Below are 18,261 nucleotides of genomic sequence, written 5' to 3'. Positions count from 1 at the left end.
TGACTCCCCAAATTGGTGCGGCAATCAAAAACGAATTCCGAATTGGAATGACAAGGATAGAGACAAGTCATTTTATTTATGGTTAGGGGAAACCCTATACTCGCACCATCAACGGAATATCTGTAGGGAGCCCGCCATGACCAAGCCGACCGCCGCACTCGCCGCCCGCCCTGCCGCTTCGGGCAGCATGACGCGTACCGGCCGGATCGCGCTGCAGGCCGCCGCGCTCGGCGCGCTGTGGCTGGCGGTCGACTGGGCCGTGCGCACTGTCGGGCTGCCGATCCCGTCCGGCGTGATCGGCCTCGCGGTGCTCCTCGTGCTGCTGTTCTCGGGCCGCGTCGCACCCGCGTGGGTGAAGGACGGCGCGAACTGGCTGCTGTCCGACATGCTGCTGTTCTTCGTGCCGGCCGCCGTCGCGGCCGTCCAGTACGGCGGATTGTTCCGCGAGGACGGCTGGCGCATCGCGCTGGTGATGCTCGCGGGCACTGCGTTCGTGATGGTCGCGGTGGCCGTCGCGGTCGACCTCGCCGCGAAGCTCGAACGCCGGCTCGCCGCGCAGCGCGTGTTCGCCGAACGCCGCCGTGCGCGCCTGAGCGCCGTGTCCGCCCACTGAGCCGGAGCCGCGCATGCCTGCCTTGCTGTCGAACCTGTCCGCCGACAAGGTGAATACCGCGATCTCGTTCGGCTGCTTCGTGCTGACGGTCGTGCTGTATTTCGTGTCGAAGCGGCTCTATGCGTACAGGAAGACGCTGCTGTTCTCGCCGCTCGTGTTCGTGCCGGGCGTGCTGGTGCTGCTCGTCCTGCTGACCGGCATCCCGTATTCGGTCTACTTCCGCGACACGCGCTGGCTGATGTGGCTGCTCGGCCCGGCGACGATCGCGTTCGCGGTGCCGATCTACGAGTATCGCGACCTGATCCGCCGGCACTGGCTGTCGCTGTCGGTCGGCGTCGCGGTCGGGATCGGCGCGGGCGTGTGCGGGTCGCTGCTGCTCGCGAAGCTGCTGCACCTGTCGCCCGAACTGCAGCGCTCGCTGATGACGCGCTCGGTGTCGACGCCGTTCGCGCTCGCCGTGTCGGACAAGATCCACGCGCCGAAGGATCTCACGGCCCTGTTCGTGATCGCGACCGGCATCTGCGGGATGCTGCTCGGCGAGATCGTGCTCGCGCTCGTGCCGATGCGCACGCGGCTCGCGCGCGGCGCGCTGTTCGGCGCGGCCGCCCATGGCGTGGGCACCGCGAAGGCGCGTGAGATCGGCAGCGAGGAAGGCGTCGTGTCGAGCCTCACGATGATGATCGCCGGCGTCGCGATGGTGCTGATCGCGCCGCTGCTGACGCTGCTGCCGATCTGACGGCCCGCGCCGCGCCCTGAATGACGGCCTTCGGCCGCTGCCCCTACCCTGCATCGGGCCGCGCCGGCCGACGATCGGCTGAGATATAGCCGCAAATCCCCCCTCTTTTCCGCCCATCGGGCTCGGCCCGGATGCCGAACAATGCATGCTACGAGACATCACGCACGCATTCACATGGCCTCCACGACCGCAAACCCGACCGCCGACAAGCCGGCTTCCTCCGGCAAGTTCAAGCGCATCGCGCTCATCGCCGTCATCGCGCTGGGCGCGGCCGCCGCCGCAGCCGGCGGCATGTACGTGTTCCTGAGCAAGGAAGGCGTCGGCCATGCGAGCGCGCCTGCCGAGCCGGCGCCGCTCGCCGCGCCGGTATTCTTCCCGCTCGACCCGCTGACCGTGAACCTGCAGTCGGACGACGGCGCGCAGCACTACCTGCGCGTCGGCCTGTCGCTGAAGCTCACCGACCCGAAGGCGCAGGAGCAACTGACCGCGCGGATGCCGGAGATCCGCAGCCGGATCCTGCTCGCGCTGTCGAACAAGCATCCCGAGGATCTCGCGACGCCGGACGGCAAACGTTCGCTCTCGAAGGAACTGCGGGAACTGATCGAGCAGCCGACGCAGCCGGGCAACCAGCGCGCGAAGGTCGACGACGTGTTGTTTACCGAATTCGTCGTCCAGTAACGCGGCCGCGAAAGGAGCGCGCATGGGCCACCAGGAGTTCATGTCCCAGGAGGAGGTCGATGCCCTCCTCAAGGGCGTCACGGGCGAAACCGATTCAGTCGACGAGCAGCGCGACATATCGGGCGTCCGCCCCTACAACATCGCGACGCAGGAGCGGATCGTCCGCGGCCGGATGCCCGGCCTCGAGATCATCAACGACCGCTTCGCGCGCTTGCTGCGGATCGGCATCTTCAACTTCATGCGGCGCACGGCGGAAATTTCCGTGAGCCAGGTGAAGGTGCAGAAGTACAGCGAGTTCACCCGCAACCTGCCGATCCCGACGAACCTGAACCTCGTGCACGTGAAGCCGCTGCGCGGCACGTCGCTGTTCGTGTTCGACCCGAACCTCGTGTTCTTCGTCGTCGACAACCTGTTCGGCGGCGACGGGCGCTTTCACACGCGTGTCGAAGGCCGCGATTTCACGGCCACCGAGCAGCGGATCATCGGCAAGCTGCTGAACCTCGTGTTCGAGCACTACGCGACCGCGTGGAAGAGCGTGCGGCCGCTGCAGTTCGAATTCGTGCGCTCGGAGATGCACACGCAGTTCGCGAACGTCGCGACGCCGAACGAGATCGTGATCGTCACGCAGTTCTCGATCGAGTTCGGGCCGACGGGCGGCACGCTGCACATCTGCATGCCGTACTCGATGGTCGAGCCGATCCGCGACGTGCTCAGCTCGCCGATCCAGGGCGAGGCGCTCGAAGTCGACCGCCGCTGGGTGCGCGTGCTGTCGCAGCAGGTGCAGGCCGCCGAAGTCGAGCTGTGCGCGAATCTCGCCGAGATCCCGTCGACGTTCGAGAAGATCCTGAACCTGCGCGCGGGCGACGTGCTGCCGCTGGAAATCGCCGACACGATCACCGCGAAGGTCGACGGCGTGCCGGTGATGGAGTGCGGTTACGGAATTTTCAATGGTCAATATGCGTTGCGCGTGCAGAAGATGATCAGCGCGGGCGATACGATGAAGGAAGGTGGATATGAGTGAGCTGAACCAGACGCCCGAGGACGACGTGCAAGCCATCGCCGATGCGGCGCTCGCGGCATCGGCCGCCGACGCGCAGGCGGCACCGGCCGCTGCGGAAGAGGAGCAGGGGCTGGACGACTGGGCCGCCGCGCTTGCCGAGCAGAACCATCAGCCGGTGCAGCCGGGCGCGACGGGCGCCGGCGTGTTCCAGCCGCTGTCGAAGGCCGCGGCGAGCTCGACGCACAACGACATCGAGATGATCCTCGACATCCCGGTCAAGATGACCGTGGAGCTCGGCCGCACGAAGATCGCGATCCGCAACCTGCTGCAGCTCGCGCAGGGCTCGGTGGTCGAGCTGGACGGCATGGCGGGCGAGCCGATGGACGTGCTCGTGAACGGCTGCCTGATCGCGCAGGGCGAGGTGGTGGTCGTCAACGACAAGTTCGGCATCCGCCTGACCGACATCATCACCCCGGCCGAACGCATCCGGAAGCTGAATCGATGAACGTCGCGAAGCCCGGCCGCCGCGCGCGCATCGCGATCGCGGCGGCGCTTGCCGTCGCCGCTTCGCTTTCCGTGTCGCTCGCCAGCGCGCCGGCCGGCGCCGCCGACATGAACGCGGTGAATAACGCCGGTTCGATCGCGTCGAGCGTGACGGTCGGCTCGGCCGCGCCGTCGCTCGGCATCGGCGCGGTGTTGCAGACGCTCGTCGGGCTCGCGGTCGTGATCGGTCTCGTATTCGCGTGCGCGTGGCTCGCGCGCCGCTTCGGCTTCCAGCCCGCACGGCGCGGCGGCCCGCTGAAGGTCGTGTCGAGCGTCGGGCTCGGCGCCAAGGAAAGCGCGACGATCGTCGAGATCGGCGACACCTGGCTCGTGCTCGGCGTCGCGCCGGGCAACGTTCGGCTGCTGCATACGCTGCCGGCCGGCCCGGCGGCGGCAACCGCCGCCGCGGCATCGGGTTCGGCCGACGCACCTGCCGGCGCCGTCTCGTCCGAAGGCGGCCTGCCCGGCACGTTCGGTTCGCGGTTTCGCGACGCGCTCGCGGGCGAAGCCGCGAAGCGGCTCGGTCGCGGCAAGGACCGCTGACATGGCGCTGCGCCCTCTTTCCGTTCCCGCATTCCGATGAAACACGAATTCCTGCGTCGCGCGGCGCGCTTCGCGCCCGTGCTGATCCTCTGCGTCGCTCCCGCGCTCGCATACGCGCAGGCGAACGGCCTGCCCGCGTTCAACGCGAGCCCGGGCCCGCACGGCGGCACCACCTATTCGCTGAGCGTGCAGACGATGCTGCTGCTCACGATGCTGTCGTTCCTGCCGGCGATGGTGTTGATGATGACGAGCTTCACGCGCATCATCATCGTGCTGTCGCTGCTGCGCCAGGCGCTCGGCACCGCGACGACGCCGCCGAACCAGGTGCTCGTCGGCCTCGCGATGTTCCTCACCTTCTTCGTGATGTCGCCGGTGCTCGACCGTGCGTACAACGACGGCTACAAGCCGTTCTCCGACGGCACGATGCCGATGGAGCAGGCCGTGCAGCGCGGCGTCGCGCCGTTCAAGACCTTCATGCTGAAGCAGACCCGCGAGACCGATCTCGCGCTGTTCGCGAAGATCTCGAAGGCGGCGCCGATGCAGGGGCCCGAGGACGTGCCGCTGTCGCTGCTGGTGCCGGCGTTCGTCACGAGCGAGCTGAAGACGGGTTTCCAGATCGGCTTCACGGTCTTCATCCCGTTCCTGATCATCGACATGGTCGTCGCGAGCGTGCTGATGTCGATGGGGATGATGATGGTGTCGCCGTCCACCGTGTCGCTGCCGTTCAAGCTGATGCTGTTCGTGCTGGTCGACGGCTGGCAATTGCTGATCGGCTCGCTCGCGCAGAGCTTCACGTAAGCAGCGGAGGAATCTCTCGATGACGCCCGAACAAGTGATGACCCTCGCGCACCAGGCGATGATGGTCGGCCTGCTCCTCGCGGCCCCGCTACTGCTGGTCGCGCTCGCGGTCGGCCTCGTCGTGAGCCTGTTCCAGGCCGCGACGCAGATCAACGAGGCGACGCTGTCGTTCATCCCGAAGCTGCTCGCGGTCGCCGCGACGCTCGTGATTGCCGGCCCGTGGATGCTGACGACGATGCTCGACTACCTGCGGCAGACGCTGCTGCACGTCGCGACGCTCGGCGCCGGCTGAGCCGCGCTTAACCCCCGGCGGCGATGTTCTCGGTTACCTACGCGCAGCTCAACGGCTGGCTCACCGCCTTCCTGTGGCCGTTCGTGCGGATGCTCGCGCTGGTCGCGACGGCGCCCGTCGTCGGTCACGCGGCGGTACCCGTGCGCGTGAAGATCGGCGTCGCCGCGTTCATGGCGCTGGTCGTCGCGCCGACGCTCGGCGCGATGCCGGACGTCACCGTGTTCTCCGCGCAGGGCATCTGGATCGTCGTCACGCAGTTCCTGATCGGCGTCGCGATGGGTTTCACGATGCAGCTCGTGTTCGCGGCCGTCGAGGCGGCCGGCGACTTCATCGGGCTGTCGATGGGCCTCGGCTTCGCGACCTTCTTCGATCCGCACACGAGCGGCGCGACGCCCGTGATGGGGCGCTTCCTGAACGCGGTCGCGATGCTCGCGTTCCTCGCGGTGGACGGCCACCTGCAGGTGTTCGCCGCGCTCGCCGCATCGTTCCAGTCGCTGCCGGTGTCGGCCGACCTGCTGCACGCGCCCGGCTGGCGCACGCTCGCCGCGTTCGGCGCGACCGTGTTCGAGATGGGGCTGCTGCTCGCGCTGCCGGTGGTCGCGGCGCTGTTGATCGCGAACCTCGCGCTCGGCATCCTGAATCGCGCGGCGCCGCAGATCGGCGTGTTCCAGGTCGGCTTTCCGGTGACGATGCTCGTCGGGCTGCTGCTCGTGCAGCTGATGGTGCCGAACCTCGTGCCGTTCGTGTCGCACCTGTTCGACATGGGGCTGGATGCGATGGGCCGGGTGCTGCTCGGCTGGCGGTGACGCGCGGATCATTCGTTCCGAGGTACGGGCACTGCCTCGGCCGATCTGGATTCCGGGCCTATTCATCCGGCCAATTGGCGACGATTCTCCCGATGGACCCCCGGGAACGATTCGTTCGCGTCAGATGAGGATACTTGCCAGCGTGTTGCGGGCGGCATGGGCGGTGGCGACGACCAAAAAGGGACGGCCGCCGGGGTAATCACGCAGCACGAAGACCGTTGCGAAAATCAGCCCGCCCCATAAAGCGACTGCCACGTACAGGATGCTGTAGCCGTGCGTTGCACTGAACACAAGAGTTGAAGCACCAATGGCTGACCAAACACTCGCTCCGAATGTGCGGCGAATCAACCGAATGGGAAGCCACTGGAAAAGAAATGTTTCCGCTATTGGAGCAACGAGTGAGCCGACAAACAGGCGAGTCAATAGGTCGTACTTCACTATTTCAGGCAGCGCACCGGAGGAGGGGCCAAATGGAAGTTCGAATACAAATTGGCCAACCCAGAAAAAAATGCCGCCGACGTATGCGAGAGCCCAAGCCAGAAGTACCGAGACGAGCACCGGGCCGCGCGAGATCGTGCGAATCACGCGGTTATCAAGACAGTCTTCCATTACAATTCACCGCTCATTCAAAGGGAAATATCTAGGCAAAATTTCACCAATGAAATTGTTCGAAAAATAGTCCTAAATAAACATCGAACCTATAGCGAAACATCCAATTTTTTCCGATGTCGCGGCTTGCCGAAAACAGGCGGGGCATTGACGGCCACCAACATGGGAACACTAGTGCTGCCGTCGCAACTGGCGAGGCTCGTCAAACTGTCGATTTGTTGGCTGATGGCGGCATTTCGCTCCGACCGGACTTCCTCAGCGTTCTCCTTTGTCGCGGGGCGCTTGCCTGTGCTTCGTGCGGCGTGCCGCTATCCCCGCTCGGTGCTCCGTCGCATTCCGCCCTTCGCGCCCCTGCCAGTACGAGCCGAAAATTGGACAAACGACGATATCGTGCCGTCACGCATGACTGAATAATTCCCTGCTTTGCGGCGTAACCTCGCCGCGGTTCTCGCGACCGGCATGCGGCGGCGCGTACAGGCAGATGATTTCGACACGATCCTTCCAGCTGGTGGCGGTTCTTGGCTGGCTCGGCGCCGCATGGCCGGTGCAGGCGGCCGACCTGCTCGACGCCGTGAACGCGGCGCGGCGCTTCGATGCGGGCATCGGCGCGGCGCGCAACGCGCAGCTCGCCGGCCGCGAGAAGCGCTGGCAAGGTCTTGCGGGGCTGCTGCCGCGCGCAGAACTCAACGGCAGCTACACGAAGCAGGACCAGCCCACCGCGGCGTATGCGGCAGCGGTCCGCCGTCACAGCGCTTCCGTAACCGTCACGCAGCCGCTGTTCGATGTATCCCGCGTCGCCGATTTCAAGCGCGGCGGCACGCTTGCCGACCAGGCGGACATCGAGTACGAGAAGGCGTCGCAAACCCTGATCACCGATGTCGCCAGCGCCTATTTCGACGTCCTGTTCGGACGCGAAGTGTTGCAGGCTGCCGAAACCGCCCAGCAGGCATTCCATAGGCAACTCGACCAGGCGCAGGCAGCGCTGCGGATCGGCGATGGCACGCGCACCGACGTGGACGAGGCGCGCGCGAACCTCGACGAAGCGCTCGCGCGCAAGGTCAGCGCGCAGAACGATCTCGAAATCGCGAGCGGCACGCTGCGGCGGCTCACGGGCCTCGCGGCGGATACGCTTGCGCCGGTCGCATGGCAGTGCACGCCGCCGACGCCGCCAGTCGATCTCGCGACCGCAATGGATGAAGCCGCGCTCGAGAACGTCGAGGTGCGGATCGCCGAGAAGCTGGCCGAGCAGACACAGGCCGACGTCGTCGCCGCGACGGGCGCGCACCTGCCGGTCGTGAACCTGCAGGCGAGCTATGGCACGAACTGGAGCCGCGGCGCCAACGAGAACGGGCTCGACACGGTGTTCGGCACGACGTCGAAAACCCGTTCGTCGATGATCGGCGTGACGGTCACGATCCCGCTGTTCGCCGGCGGCGGCCCGCTGTCGGCGAGCCGCGAAGCCTACCGGCGGCGCGAGCAGGCACGCGACGCGCTCGAGGATGCGCGCCGCAAGGCCCGCGAGCACGCCCGTGCCGCGTATCTCGGCATCACCAACGGCGCCGCGCTGATCCGCGCGCAAGAACGCGCTCTCGCGTCGGCCGACAGCAAGGTGAAGTCGACCCACCTGGGCCGCGAAGTCGGGCTGCGCACGCAGATTGACGAACTCAACGCGCAGCAGCGCTATTTCGAGGCGATCCGCGATCTTGCGGACGCGCGCTATCGCTATCTGCGCGCGCGACTGCAGCTGTCGGCCGCGCTCGGCACGCTCGGCGAAGCGGACGTCGCCGCGATTGCATGCCGCCCGGCAGGCTGACCATGCGCGATTCCGTCTCCCTCCATTCGGTCTCACCGGTAGCGACACATGACTGATTCGCTGTTCCGTCAGGAAGCGCTCGACGCGACCAAGCACAAGCTGATGGGCACGGTCAGCCTGTATTCGCCGCCGTGGCGCTGGCTGACGATCGGTGTCGCGACGGCCGCAGCGCTTGCGGTCGTCGCGTTCTTCGTGCTCGGCACCTACACGAAGCGCGAGCGCGTCGCCGGCCAGCTGCTGCCCGCGAAAGGGCTGCTGGCCGTCATGCCGCCGCTGACGGGCACGGTGATCGACACGCGCGTGCGCGAGGGACAGACCGTCGCGGCCGGCGCCGAGCTGATGGCCGTGTCGGCCGAAGTCGCGACCGAGCTCGGCGGCACGCGCGAGCGGGTCCGCGAGCAGCTGGATCTTCAGCGTGCGCGCCTCGAGACCGATCTCGCGAGCCAGTCGCAACTGAGCGGCGAGGCGAAACGCGGGCTGCATGCGCGCGCCGCGGCGCTGAACGACCAGCTCGCGCAGATCGCGCTGCAGAAGACGCAGCGCACGCGCCAGGCCGAACTCGCGCTGCGGCAGCTCGGCAAGCTGCAGTCGATGCGCGAGCAGGGCTACGTGTCGAACAGCCAGGTCGAGCAGCAGGAAGCCGCGCTGCTCGATGCGCAGGCGCGGCTGCAGGATCTCGCGCGCCAGCGGCTCGACGTCGAGCAGCAGCTCGGCCAGATCCGCCAGCAGCTGCGCGAATTGCCGCTCAATACCCGCAATCAGCAGAACGACATCGAGCGCAAGCTCGCCGACGTCGACCAGTCGATCGCGGAAAACGAGGCACGCCGCGCGGTGATCCTGCGCGCACCTCAGGCAAGCGTCGTCGCGACGCTGCTCGCGAAACCGGGGCAGGTCGTCAACGCGGGCCAGTCGGTCGTTTCGCTGCTGCCGCAGGGCGCATTGCTCGAGGCGCAATTGATGGTGCCGAGCCGCGCGATCGGCTTCGTGCGTACCGGCGCGCGCGTCGTGCTTCGCTACGAGGCCTACCCGTTCCAGAAATTCGGCCAGCAGTTCGGCCGCGTGACCGACGTATCGCGCACCGCGTTGTCGCCTCAGGAAGTCGCGAACCTCACCGGGCGCACCAACGTGCCCGAGCAGCTGTACCGCGTGGTCGTCGCGCTCGATCGCCAGGACATCGTCGCGTACGGCAGGCGCGAAACGCTGCGCCCCGGGATGGCGCTCGAGGCCGACGTGCTGATTGACCGGCGCCGGCTGATCGAGTGGGTGCTCGAGCCGCTGTACGCGCTCGGCCGCCGCGCGTCGGCATGAACGCCCCCGCGCATTCGATTCGCTATGGAGCCCGTTGGACGATGAAATGGATGGATGCCCTGCAATTCGGCTGGCGCCGCCGCCTGCCCGTGATGCTGCAGACGCAGGCGGCCGAGTGCGGGCTCGCGTGCGTCGGGATGATCGCAAGCTATCACGGCCACGATCTCGACCTCGTCAGCCTGCGCAGACGCTTCAGCCCGTCGCTGAAAGGGGCGACGCTCAACGACGTGATGCTGATGGCCTACCGGCTTGGCCTCGCGTCGCGCGCGCTGCGGCTCGAACTCGACGAGCTCGGCAAGCTGCGGCGCCCGTGCATCCTTCACTGGGACATGAATCATTTCGTCGTGCTGAAGTCGGTGTCGCGCAGCGGGATCACGATCCACGATCCAGCGCGCGGCGTGCGCGACGTGCCGCTTGCCGAGGTGTCCGACCACTTCACGGGCGTCGCGCTGGAGCTGATGCCGTCGCCGTCGTTCGCGCGGGCGCGCGAGCGCGAATCGATCTCGATGGCGACGCTCATCGGCGGCGTCACCGGCATCCGCGCGGCGTTCGCGCAGGTGCTGCTGTTGTCGGTCGCGCTCGAGGTGTTCGGCATCGTCACGCCGTTCTACATGCAGTGGGTGATGGACCAGGTACTCGTGTCGGCCGACGCCGACCTGCTGACGCTGCTCGGCATCGGCTTCCTGCTCGTCGTGCTGTTCCAGAACGCGGTCGCGGCGCTGCGCTCGTGGGTCGTCACGTGGTTCTCGAGCCTGCTCGGGGTGCAGTGGACGGCGAACGTCTGCTCGCATCTGTTCAGGCTGCCGATGACGTACTTCGAGCAGCGCCACATCGGCGACGTCGTGTCGCGGTTCGGCGCGATCGGCACGATCCAGGGCACGCTCACGACGCAATTCGTCGGCGCGCTGCTCGACGGCGCGATGGCAATCGTCACGCTCGCGATGCTGTTCGTCTACAGCCCGACGCTCACGTGGCTCGTGCTCGGGCTGTTCGCCGCGTACGGCGCGATCCGCTGGCTTGCGTACCGGCCGTTCCGGCAGGCGAACGAGGAACACATCGTGTACGCGGCCCGCGCGGAATCGAACCTGCTCGAGTCGATCCGCGGCGTGCAGGCGATCAAGCTCGCGAACAAGCAGGAGGCGCGCGTGGCGACCTATGCGAATGCCGTGGTCGAGACCACCAACAAGAACGTCGTGATCCAGCGGTTGTCGATCGGCTTCTCGACGCTGCAGGGCGTGATCTCCGGCGCGGGCCGCGTGGCGCTCGTGTGGCTGGCCGCGAAACAGGTGATCGACGGGCAGTTCTCGGCGGGGATGCTGGTCGCGTTCGTCAGTTTTGCCGATCAGTTCATGGCGCGCGGCGCGGGCCTGATCGGCACGGTGATCGATTTCCGGATGCTGCGGCTGCACGGCGAGCGGCTCGCCGATATCGTGCTGACCGACGCCGAATCCGACATGGAAGCGAAGGCCGCGCGCGCGCCGGCGGCGGGCGGCCACGCGGCGGCGCCCGCGATCGACGTGCGCGACGTGCGCTTTCGCTACACGGAGACCGAACCGTGGGTGCTCGACGGCTGCTCGTTCTCGATCGCGCCGGGCGAATCGGTCGCGCTCGTCGGCCCGTCGGGCCAGGGCAAGACCACGATGGCGAAGGTGCTGCTCGGCCTGCTGACGCCCGAGCACGGCAGCGTGCGCGTCGACGGCATCGACATCCGCAAGCTCGGGCTCCATCAGCACCGCGAGCTGATCGGCTGCGTGATGCAGGACGACATCCTGTTCGCCGGCTCGATCGCCGACAACATCGGCTTCTTCGATCCGCAGCCCGACCAGGCGCGCATCGAGGAAGCCGCGCGGCTCGCACAGATCCACGACGACATCGCGGCGATGCCGATGGGCTATCAGAGCCTCGTCGGCGACATGGGTTCGTCGCTGTCAGGCGGCCAGTGCCAGCGCGTGCTGCTCGCCCGCGCGTTCTACCGGAAACCCGCGATTCTCGTGCTCGACGAGGCGACCAGCCATCTCGACGTCGAACGCGAGCGGCTGATCAACGACGCGGTGCGCGCGATGAACATCACGCGGATCATCATCGCGCACCGGCCGGAGACGATCCGGAGCGCGGATCGCGTCGTCGAACTCGCGCGAGGCAGCGCACGCGAAATGGGCGTCGACGCGCGGTTCGATCCGGCGGCCGCCTAGCGCCGCCGCAAGTGGAGTGCCCGTCGCGCGCGATGCGCGACGGGAGAGCCGATGCCGATCCGGCTTTCGACGATCGGCAGTGCGTAACTGTAGGGAGAACTTCAAATGCGCGAGTTGACCACGATGGAATTGAATGAAGTAAGCGGCGGCCTTTTCGGCAACCTGGGGGCGGGGGTGCTGGGCGGCGTTGCAGGTCTGGTTGCCGGCGGCTTCAAGGGGGCCGCAACCGGCGGCAGCACCGGCGGCATCCTGGGCGCAGGCATCCTCAGCGCCGGTGTCGGCCTGCTCGTCGGCGCCGGCCTGGGCCTGGTCGGCGGCAAGATCTACGGCTGGGTCAATGGGGCACAGCAGACGCTCAAGGTCTTCAACCGCGTGATGGAAGGCCTGTTCGACCCGAACCTGCCGGCACCGAAGTAATGCGAGGCGGGGGCGCCGTTCCGGCGGCGCCTGCTGCCGTCATAGCACGGGCCGGCACGCGCGACGCGATGCCGGCCATGCCAATCCGATTTCGTCAGAAGGTGAATCATGCGTGAAATCAGCAAGATGGAACTCGCGACCGTTTCGGGCGGCGCCATCGCCGACTGGATCAACAGCCTGTTCAAGCCGGCCGCGCCGCGCGAACCCTGGGTCAATCCGTTTCCTTCGGACAACACCCAGACGGGCGCCGTCGAGACGCTCGGCAAGGTCGTCTTCGCGACAGGCGTCGCAATCGCGGCCGCGGCGACTGTGTCGGTCCTCGCCGTCCTCGCCGCCGCGGCTCGCCCGACCGGCCGATAGGCAAGCGTTCGGTGCGACGACTCGCCATCCGGACGACATGCGTGCCGATTGCTTCGGTCGCTTCGGCACGCCACTCGACCCCGCGGCCCGCATCGGCCAACGGGATCGTGAACGGGAGCCGTTTTTGGATGGATTGCGATAGTCGGAACGAATCGAGCAAGTTAATTTTATCCCTCCCGACACGCTTGCGTGCCCGGTGGGAATTTTTGAGCGATTAAAAAGGATACCGGATCATGATGAAGAAAATTCTATTGGCCTCAGCAACGGCGTCGGCGATGTCGTTCATGCCGCTCGCGGCGCATGCATACGACGGCACCGTGAACATCACGGGTGCGCTGAGCGGCGCCAGCTGCACCATCAAGGTCAACGATGCCGACAACAACGGTACGGTCCAGCTTCCGAGCGTGGGCGCAGCTTCGCTGGCGTCGAAGGGCGCGGTAACGGGTGCGACGAACTTCACCATCGCGCTCAGCAACTGTACGAACGCGGGCAAATCGGTGCGCGCGTTCTTCGAGGCCGGCCCGAACGTCAACGGCGGGGACGGCACGCTCTACAACCGCGCACTGACCAACGCCGCGACCAACGTCGCCGTGCAGCTTCTCGACATGGACGGCAAAGCGCTGAAGGCCGGTGACGTCAGCCAGCGCAACGGTCGTCCGGTCGACCTCGTCAACAACGCAGCCTCGATGGTCTATGGCGCGCAGTACTACTCGCTCGGCGCGGCGACGGCCGGCAGTGTAAGCACGTCGGTCACGTATTCGATCGACTATCTGTAAGCCGTCATGCCGGCCGTCTCGTACGGCCGGCATCGACGACTCGCGCGACGCGGGCCATTCCGGCCTGCGGTACCGCCGCTCCGGGGAAGCGTCCCGTCGCGCGGCCTTCCCCTTCCCTCTTCATCGAACGATGTACTCGCTCCTCTCGTTTCTCTTCCGCCGGTTGCCGATCTGCGTATGCGTCGTGCTGGCCTGCACCGTACAGCACGGCATCGCGGGCGTGATCATTTCCGGCACGCGCCTCGTCTATCCGGCCGGCGATCGGGAGATCACCGCCAAGATCGACAACGTCGGCACCGATCCGGCGCTCGTGCAGGCATGGCTCGACGACGGCGACCCGCGCTCGCGCCCGGGCACGGCCAAGGTGCCTTTCGTGTTGATGCCGCCGATCTTTCGCGTCGACCCGGGCAAGGGACAGACGTTGCGGATCGTCTATACCGGCGATCCGCTGCCGCAAGACCGGGAATCCGTGTTCTGGCTGAACGTACTCGACATTCCGCCGAAAACCGCCGATCAGCCGTCGACGACCATGCTGCAGCTCGCGTTCCGTTCGCGAATCAAGGTGTTCTTCCGGCCGGCCGGCCTCGACGCCGATGGGGCGGTCGAGGCGGCCAAAGGCGTGAAATGGTCACTCGCGCCCGCGCCGGACGGCGGCAAAGGCCATCTGCTGCGCGCGACCAATTCGTCGCCGTTCAACGTCACCGTGCTGTCGGCGCAAGTCGTGCACGACGGCCGCACGTACACGATCGACGACGGCGCGATGATCGCGCCCGCTGCCGACCGTCTGTTTGCGCTGAACATGCCGCTGCCGAGCCTCCCGGCCGGCACAAAGCTCGACTATTCGACGATCAACGACTTCGGCACCGACGTGAAATGGCCGGCGGTGCTCGAGGCCACGCCTTGATTCGACCTCGGCATTCGAGCCGCCTGCGCGCGTTGCCGGGCGACGCGGGTCGGATTCAGACCGAGCCCGCGGCACGTCGGCGATCCGTCCAATTCGAGCATTCGAAACGAAGCCCATGAAATGCATCCATCCCGCATCCGGTCCGCGCACCGGTCGGCCGGCGCTCGTGCTCCGGCGCTCGTACGCGACGGCGTTGCTCGCCTGGTCGGCGCTGCCGCTCGGCGCAGCGGCGAGCGAGCTTGCGCCCGCCGATCCGCAGCCCCGGATCGGCGGGCCGGGCCGGGGGGACGGGCTGCCGTCCCGGACGCTGCAGTTCGACCCGGACTTCGTGCTGACGTCGCCGGACAGCGGAATCGACCTGTCCCGTTTCGAGAAGGGCAACCCGGTCTGGCCCGGCGAATACCGGGCCGACGTGTACCTGAACGGGGCGCTGCTCGGCCGCGACGACGTCACCGTGCGCGAATCGGGCGCAAACGGCCCGCAAGTGTGCTTCAGCCGCCGCATGCTCGACAGGATCAACGCGGATACGAGCCGGATCGCGCCCGAAGCGCTCGCGCCGCTCGCCGATCCCGCCGCGTGCGAATCGTTCGATTCGCTGCTGCCGGGCGCGTCGGCGTCGTTCGACGCCGGCTCGGCGCGCCTCGACATCCATGTCCCGCAAGCGCTGTTGCGCCGCACGGCCCGCGGCTACGTCGATCCGTCGATGTGGGACAGCGGCGTGACCGCGGGATTCGTCAGCTACAGCGCGAATCTCTACGGAAACGTCGCGAACGGCCGGAGCGACAGTGCGGCATACGTCGGACTGAACGCCGGCATCAATGCGGGCGGATGGTACTTCCGTCACGACGGCGCGCTGAACTGGCAGAATCGCGGCGGCCAGCACTACAGCATCGCGAACACCTACGTTCAACGCGACCTGACGGCGCTCAAGGCGCGCGTCAGGCTCGGCGACGCGAACACGTCCGGCGAGCTGTTCGATACGTTTCCGTTTCGCGGCGTGCAGATCGCCAACGACGATCGCATGTGGCCCGATTCCCGTCGCGGCTATGCACCGGTCGTTCGCGGTATCGCGAATTCGAATGCGCGTGTGACCGTGCGCCAGAGCGGCGCGGTCATCTACGAAACGACCGTGCCGCCCGGCCAGTTCGTGATCGACGACCTCTATCCGACCGGTTACGGCGGCGATCTCGACGTGACCGTCACCGAATCGGACGGCAGCGAGCGGGTATTCAAGGTGCCGTACGCATCGGTCGTGCAATCGCTGCGGCCCGGCATGAACCGGTTCGGTTTCGTCGCGGGCGTGGTGCGCAAGAGGAATCTGTCGTATACGCCGCACATCGTGCAGGCGACCTACGCGCGTGGCGTGTCCAACCTGCTGACGCTGTATGGCGGCGTGCTCGCGAACGAGGACTACCAGAACCTGCTCGTCGGCGGTGCGTTCAACACGCCGATCGGCGCGATGGCGCTCGACGTGTCGGGCGCATTCACATCGTCGAACGGCCGGCGGGCAAGCGGCGCGAGCGTGCGCATCACGTACAGCAAGACGCTGGAAGCGACGAACAGCAACCTGTCGGTGGCAGCGTATCGCTTCTCGTCGTCCGGCTATCTCGATCTCGACAACGCGCTCGCCTATGTCGACAACGCCAGGCGCAACGCGACAGGCCTCACTGCACAGCCGCTCTGGCGCGCGCGCAACCGGGTATCGGTCACCGCATCGCAGCGGTTCGGCGACAACGGCGGCCAGTTGTTCGTGAGCGCGTACACGCAGAATTACTGGGAGCGCCGCGGCACCGACACGCAATTCCAGATCGGCTACAGCAACCGTTTCCGCGTCGTCGACTACAGCATCTCGGTCAACCGCGCCCGCGCGATCGGCGGCGACGTCGATACGCAGTACATGCTGACCGTGTCGCTGCCGCTCGGTCGCTCGGCACAAGCGCCGCGCGCAAGTGCGAACGTCGCGCACGACAGCGTGCGCGGGGTCACGTCGATGATGACGGCGAGCGGCTTCGTCGGTACGCAGAACCAGGGCAGCTATTCGGTTTCCGCGTCGCGCGACGCGGGTGCGACGTATTCGGGCAGCGTGTCCGGCCAGTACCGCACGCCGTACACGACGGTTCAGGGCGCGTTCGCCAAGGGCGATCGCTACGGGTCGGGCTCGGTAGGATTGAGCGGCGCGATCGTCGCGCATCCGGGTGGCATAACGGCGTCCCCCTATGCGGCCGACACGGTTGCCGTCGTCGCGGCGCCGGCGGCGGGTGGCGCCAGGGTGGTCGGATACGGCGGCGTCGCGCTCGACGGGCGCGGCTACGCGGTCGTGCCGTACCTGAATCCGTACCGGGTCAACCAGATCGAGATCGACCCGCGCGGCCTGCCCGCCGACGTCGAGCTGCAGACGACGAGCCTGCAGGTAGCGCCGCGTCAGGGCGCCGTCGTGATGCTGCGCTACCCGACCGTGAAGGGGCGTGCGCTGCTGATTCATGCGTCGACGCCGACCGGCCGGGAATTGCCGTTCGGCGCGCCGGTATTCGACGCGCGCGGCAACAACGTCGGCGTGGTGTCGCAGGGCGGCCAGATTTATGCGCGCGTCGCGGGACCGGACGAAAAGCTGACGGTGAAATGGGGGCACGCCGACTCGTGGCAATGTTCGATCCGCGTGGCGTTGCCGCCGCTCGACGCCGGCGCGCGGCAGGCCGCCATCCAGCGCGTCGACGCCCCGTGCGAATTCGACGCGCGGCCGCCCGGTCCCGGCGATGCGCCGCGGCACGCGGCCCCGCCTGCATGACGGCGCCCTGCACGCGCGCACGACAACCTCGGATGAAATCGCACATGAACGACTGGAACACACCCATCCATCGCATCAGGCTGGCTTGCACGGCGGTCCTGCTGGCCTGCGCGGCGGGTGCGGGCACCGCGCAGGCGGCCGCGAATTGCCAGAACGCAAGTACGGCGGAACTCGGCACGCTGCCCGATCCGTTCAGGATCGCGGCCGATGCGCCGATCGGCACGGTGCTCTGGAGCAAAACCGGCATCGAGATCAAGGCGTCCTGCATGAAGACCCTTGCATCGGCGAACTTCGAGGCGACGCTCTATCGATGGATGGCCGACCCCGACCTGACGGCGAACGGTCTCGGCTTGTACGTGACCTATAACGGCAATCGCGGCACCGGGGACGCATCGTTTCCGATGGGGAAGATCATCAGTTCGCCGCTGACGCCGACGACCGTTTCCGCGACGATCGACGTCGAGCTGGTGAAGATCGGGCCGACGCCGTCCACGCCGAAGACGTTTCCGGTCCTGTCGGTGCTGACGGCGCTGATCGGCGGCCCGAACAAGGACTATTCGAAAGCGGCCCGCTACGTCACCTACGGCTTCAAGAACATCTCGTTCCAGGCAGCCACCTGCGCGCCGTCGACCACGCAGGTGGCCGTGGATCTCGGCACCCACAAGCTCAGCAAATCGTCGGGACTGGGTTCCGGCATCGGCACGACGTCCACGTCGAAAGCCTTCGCGATCGGCCTGAAGTGCGATGCCCAAGTCGCCGGCAGTTTCGCGGTCCACCTGACGCTCGACGGCAACGCGGACGACGCATCCAGCGGCATCCTGTCGCTGTCGTCGTCGAGTACGGCGCAAGGCGTCGGCATCCAGCTGCTCAAGGGCGACGGCAACCCGGTGTCGCTCGGCAAGCCGTGGAAGGTGACGGATGCGCCACCCGCGAGCACGCTGTCGGTACCGCTGGCGGCGCGCTATTACCAGACGAAATCCGGTACTCGCCCAGGCACCGCCAATGGCACGGCGACCTTTACGATCAGCTACAAATAGCGCGCGAGCGGTCAGATCAATCCGTTTTCGTACGCGTAACGGATCAGGTGG

Annotated in this window: 19 protein-coding genes; 18 read left to right on the top strand and 1 reads right to left on the bottom strand. The window is 67.1% G+C overall.

All coding sequences use genetic code 11. From position 1 onward, the window contains the following. The first annotated feature begins 136 nt into the window (after positions 1-136). The 9 genes from BT264_RS27460 to fliR all read left to right on the top strand — a co-directional run bounded on the left by BT264_RS27460 (position 137) and on the right by fliR (position 6,009). On the top strand, positions 137-613 hold the full coding sequence (locus BT264_RS27460; RefSeq protein WP_072442592.1) for a CidA/LrgA family protein: 477 nt from the start codon (positions 137-139) through the stop codon (positions 611-613). A gap of 13 nt (positions 614-626) precedes the next feature. Beyond that, positions 627-1,349 (top strand): LrgB family protein, encoded by a 723-nt coding sequence (locus BT264_RS27455; RefSeq protein ID WP_034183794.1) that lies wholly within the window; start codon positions 627-629, stop codon positions 1,347-1,349. Positions 1,350-1,490: 141 nt separating this feature from the next. Beyond that, positions 1,491-2,027 carry a flagellar basal body-associated protein FliL gene (fliL, locus tag BT264_RS27450; RefSeq protein ID WP_047899414.1) on the top strand — a complete coding sequence of 179 codons (537 nt, stop codon included), beginning with the start codon at positions 1,491-1,493 and terminating at the stop codon, positions 2,025-2,027. Positions 2,028-2,049: 22 nt separating this feature from the next. Further along, positions 2,050-3,048: a flagellar motor switch protein FliM gene (fliM, locus tag BT264_RS27445; RefSeq protein WP_072442590.1), complete on the top strand. Its 999-nt coding sequence runs from the start codon at positions 2,050-2,052 to the stop codon at positions 3,046-3,048. After that, a complete protein-coding gene (fliN, locus tag BT264_RS27440; protein WP_072442588.1) occupies positions 3,041-3,532 on the top strand; it encodes a flagellar motor switch protein FliN in 492 nt (163 codons plus the stop codon). Before fliM ends, fliN begins: the two co-directional genes overlap by 8 nt. Next, positions 3,529-4,113, top strand: coding sequence for a flagellar biosynthetic protein FliO (gene fliO / locus BT264_RS27435; protein ID WP_072442585.1), 585 nt, complete (start codon positions 3,529-3,531; stop codon positions 4,111-4,113). Before fliN ends, fliO begins: the two co-directional genes overlap by 4 nt. Before the next feature lie 36 nt (positions 4,114-4,149). Then, the gene (fliP, locus tag BT264_RS27430) at positions 4,150-4,911 is read left to right on the top strand and encodes a flagellar type III secretion system pore protein FliP (RefSeq protein WP_072442583.1); all 762 of its coding nucleotides are present in this window, start codon (positions 4,150-4,152) and stop codon (positions 4,909-4,911) included. Between the two features lie 19 nt (positions 4,912-4,930). Then, positions 4,931-5,203 carry a flagellar biosynthesis protein FliQ gene (gene fliQ / locus BT264_RS27425; RefSeq protein ID WP_006401718.1) on the top strand — a complete coding sequence of 91 codons (273 nt, stop codon included), beginning with the start codon at positions 4,931-4,933 and terminating at the stop codon, positions 5,201-5,203. A gap of 23 nt (positions 5,204-5,226) precedes the next feature. Further along, positions 5,227-6,009 (top strand): flagellar biosynthetic protein FliR, encoded by a 783-nt coding sequence (fliR, locus tag BT264_RS27420; RefSeq protein WP_072442581.1) that lies wholly within the window; start codon positions 5,227-5,229, stop codon positions 6,007-6,009. A 120-nt stretch (positions 6,010-6,129) separates the two neighbouring features. On the opposite strand, the gene BT264_RS27415 is transcribed toward fliR, so the two are convergent. Beyond that, positions 6,130-6,618: a CPBP family glutamic-type intramembrane protease gene (locus BT264_RS27415; protein WP_072442579.1), complete on the bottom strand. Its 489-nt coding sequence runs from the start codon at positions 6,616-6,618 to the stop codon at positions 6,130-6,132. Positions 6,619-7,099: 481 nt separating this feature from the next. Here BT264_RS27415 and BT264_RS27410 point away from each other — a divergent pair, with 481 nt between their 5' ends. The 9 genes from BT264_RS27410 to BT264_RS27370 all read left to right on the top strand — a co-directional run bounded on the left by BT264_RS27410 (position 7,100) and on the right by BT264_RS27370 (position 18,210). Next, on the top strand, positions 7,100-8,431 hold the full coding sequence (locus tag BT264_RS27410; protein WP_083534213.1) for a TolC family outer membrane protein: 1,332 nt from the start codon (positions 7,100-7,102) through the stop codon (positions 8,429-8,431). A 48-nt stretch (positions 8,432-8,479) separates the two neighbouring features. Continuing rightward, positions 8,480-9,739 (top strand): HlyD family secretion protein, encoded by a 1,260-nt coding sequence (locus BT264_RS27405; protein ID WP_072442575.1) that lies wholly within the window; start codon positions 8,480-8,482, stop codon positions 9,737-9,739. A 50-nt stretch (positions 9,740-9,789) separates the two neighbouring features. Further along, a complete protein-coding gene (locus BT264_RS27400) occupies positions 9,790-11,931 on the top strand; it encodes a peptidase domain-containing ABC transporter (protein ID WP_256260715.1) in 2,142 nt (713 codons plus the stop codon). Between the two features lie 105 nt (positions 11,932-12,036). Beyond that, entirely contained in the window at positions 12,037-12,348 is a 312-nt protein-coding gene (locus BT264_RS27395) for a hypothetical protein (protein WP_072442571.1), read from the top strand. Between the two features lie 108 nt (positions 12,349-12,456). Then, on the top strand, positions 12,457-12,708 hold the full coding sequence (locus BT264_RS27390; RefSeq protein ID WP_072442569.1) for a hypothetical protein: 252 nt from the start codon (positions 12,457-12,459) through the stop codon (positions 12,706-12,708). Between the two features lie 233 nt (positions 12,709-12,941). Further along, a complete protein-coding gene (locus tag BT264_RS27385) occupies positions 12,942-13,484 on the top strand; it encodes a fimbrial protein (protein WP_239483359.1) in 543 nt (180 codons plus the stop codon). 130 nt (positions 13,485-13,614) lie between these two features. Continuing rightward, positions 13,615-14,388: a fimbria/pilus periplasmic chaperone gene (locus BT264_RS27380; RefSeq protein WP_072442567.1), complete on the top strand. Its 774-nt coding sequence runs from the start codon at positions 13,615-13,617 to the stop codon at positions 14,386-14,388. A gap of 115 nt (positions 14,389-14,503) precedes the next feature. Beyond that, the gene (locus tag BT264_RS27375) at positions 14,504-17,173 is read left to right on the top strand and encodes a fimbria/pilus outer membrane usher protein (RefSeq protein WP_072442565.1); all 2,670 of its coding nucleotides are present in this window, start codon (positions 14,504-14,506) and stop codon (positions 17,171-17,173) included. 44 nt (positions 17,174-17,217) lie between these two features. Then, positions 17,218-18,210 carry a fimbrial protein gene (locus BT264_RS27370; RefSeq protein ID WP_072442563.1) on the top strand — a complete coding sequence of 331 codons (993 nt, stop codon included), beginning with the start codon at positions 17,218-17,220 and terminating at the stop codon, positions 18,208-18,210. Positions 18,211-18,261: the final 51 nt, after the last annotated feature.

The sequence above is a fragment of the Burkholderia sp. NFPP32 genome (assembly GCF_900119325.1).
Classification (GTDB): Bacteria; Pseudomonadota; Gammaproteobacteria; order Burkholderiales; family Burkholderiaceae; genus Burkholderia; species Burkholderia pyrrocinia_C.
This window is presented reverse-complemented; position numbering and strand designations above follow the sequence as displayed.

Bases quoted from the DNA above. Each gene is read 5' to 3' on its own strand.
- BT264_RS27400 (WP_256260715.1), top strand. From the start codon at position 9,790: ATGGATGCCCTGCAATTCGGCTGGCGCCGCCGCCTGCCCGTGATGCTG.
- BT264_RS27415 (WP_072442579.1), bottom strand. From the start codon at position 6,618: ATGGAAGACTGTCTTGATAACCGCGTGATTCGCACGATCTCGCGCGGC.
- fliM (WP_072442590.1), top strand. From the start codon at position 2,050: ATGGGCCACCAGGAGTTCATGTCCCAGGAGGAGGTCGATGCCCTCCTC.
- BT264_RS27395 (WP_072442571.1), top strand. From the start codon at position 12,037: ATGCGCGAGTTGACCACGATGGAATTGAATGAAGTAAGCGGCGGCCTT.
- fliN (WP_072442588.1), top strand. From the start codon at position 3,041: ATGAGTGAGCTGAACCAGACGCCCGAGGACGACGTGCAAGCCATCGCC.
- BT264_RS27380 (WP_072442567.1), top strand. From the start codon at position 13,615: ATGTACTCGCTCCTCTCGTTTCTCTTCCGCCGGTTGCCGATCTGCGTA.
- BT264_RS27390 (WP_072442569.1), top strand. From the start codon at position 12,457: ATGCGTGAAATCAGCAAGATGGAACTCGCGACCGTTTCGGGCGGCGCC.
- BT264_RS27405 (WP_072442575.1), top strand. From the start codon at position 8,480: ATGACTGATTCGCTGTTCCGTCAGGAAGCGCTCGACGCGACCAAGCAC.
- BT264_RS27375 (WP_072442565.1), top strand. From the start codon at position 14,504: ATGAAATGCATCCATCCCGCATCCGGTCCGCGCACCGGTCGGCCGGCG.
- BT264_RS27460 (WP_072442592.1), top strand. From the start codon at position 137: ATGACCAAGCCGACCGCCGCACTCGCCGCCCGCCCTGCCGCTTCGGGC.
- fliP (WP_072442583.1), top strand. From the start codon at position 4,150: ATGAAACACGAATTCCTGCGTCGCGCGGCGCGCTTCGCGCCCGTGCTG.
- fliR (WP_072442581.1), top strand. From the start codon at position 5,227: ATGTTCTCGGTTACCTACGCGCAGCTCAACGGCTGGCTCACCGCCTTC.
- fliQ (WP_006401718.1), top strand. From the start codon at position 4,931: ATGACGCCCGAACAAGTGATGACCCTCGCGCACCAGGCGATGATGGTC.
- BT264_RS27455 (WP_034183794.1), top strand. From the start codon at position 627: ATGCCTGCCTTGCTGTCGAACCTGTCCGCCGACAAGGTGAATACCGCG.
- BT264_RS27370 (WP_072442563.1), top strand. From the start codon at position 17,218: ATGAACGACTGGAACACACCCATCCATCGCATCAGGCTGGCTTGCACG.
- fliO (WP_072442585.1), top strand. From the start codon at position 3,529: ATGAACGTCGCGAAGCCCGGCCGCCGCGCGCGCATCGCGATCGCGGCG.
- BT264_RS27385 (WP_239483359.1), top strand. From the start codon at position 12,942: ATGATGAAGAAAATTCTATTGGCCTCAGCAACGGCGTCGGCGATGTCG.
- BT264_RS27410 (WP_083534213.1), top strand. From the start codon at position 7,100: ATGATTTCGACACGATCCTTCCAGCTGGTGGCGGTTCTTGGCTGGCTC.
- fliL (WP_047899414.1), top strand. From the start codon at position 1,491: ATGCATGCTACGAGACATCACGCACGCATTCACATGGCCTCCACGACC.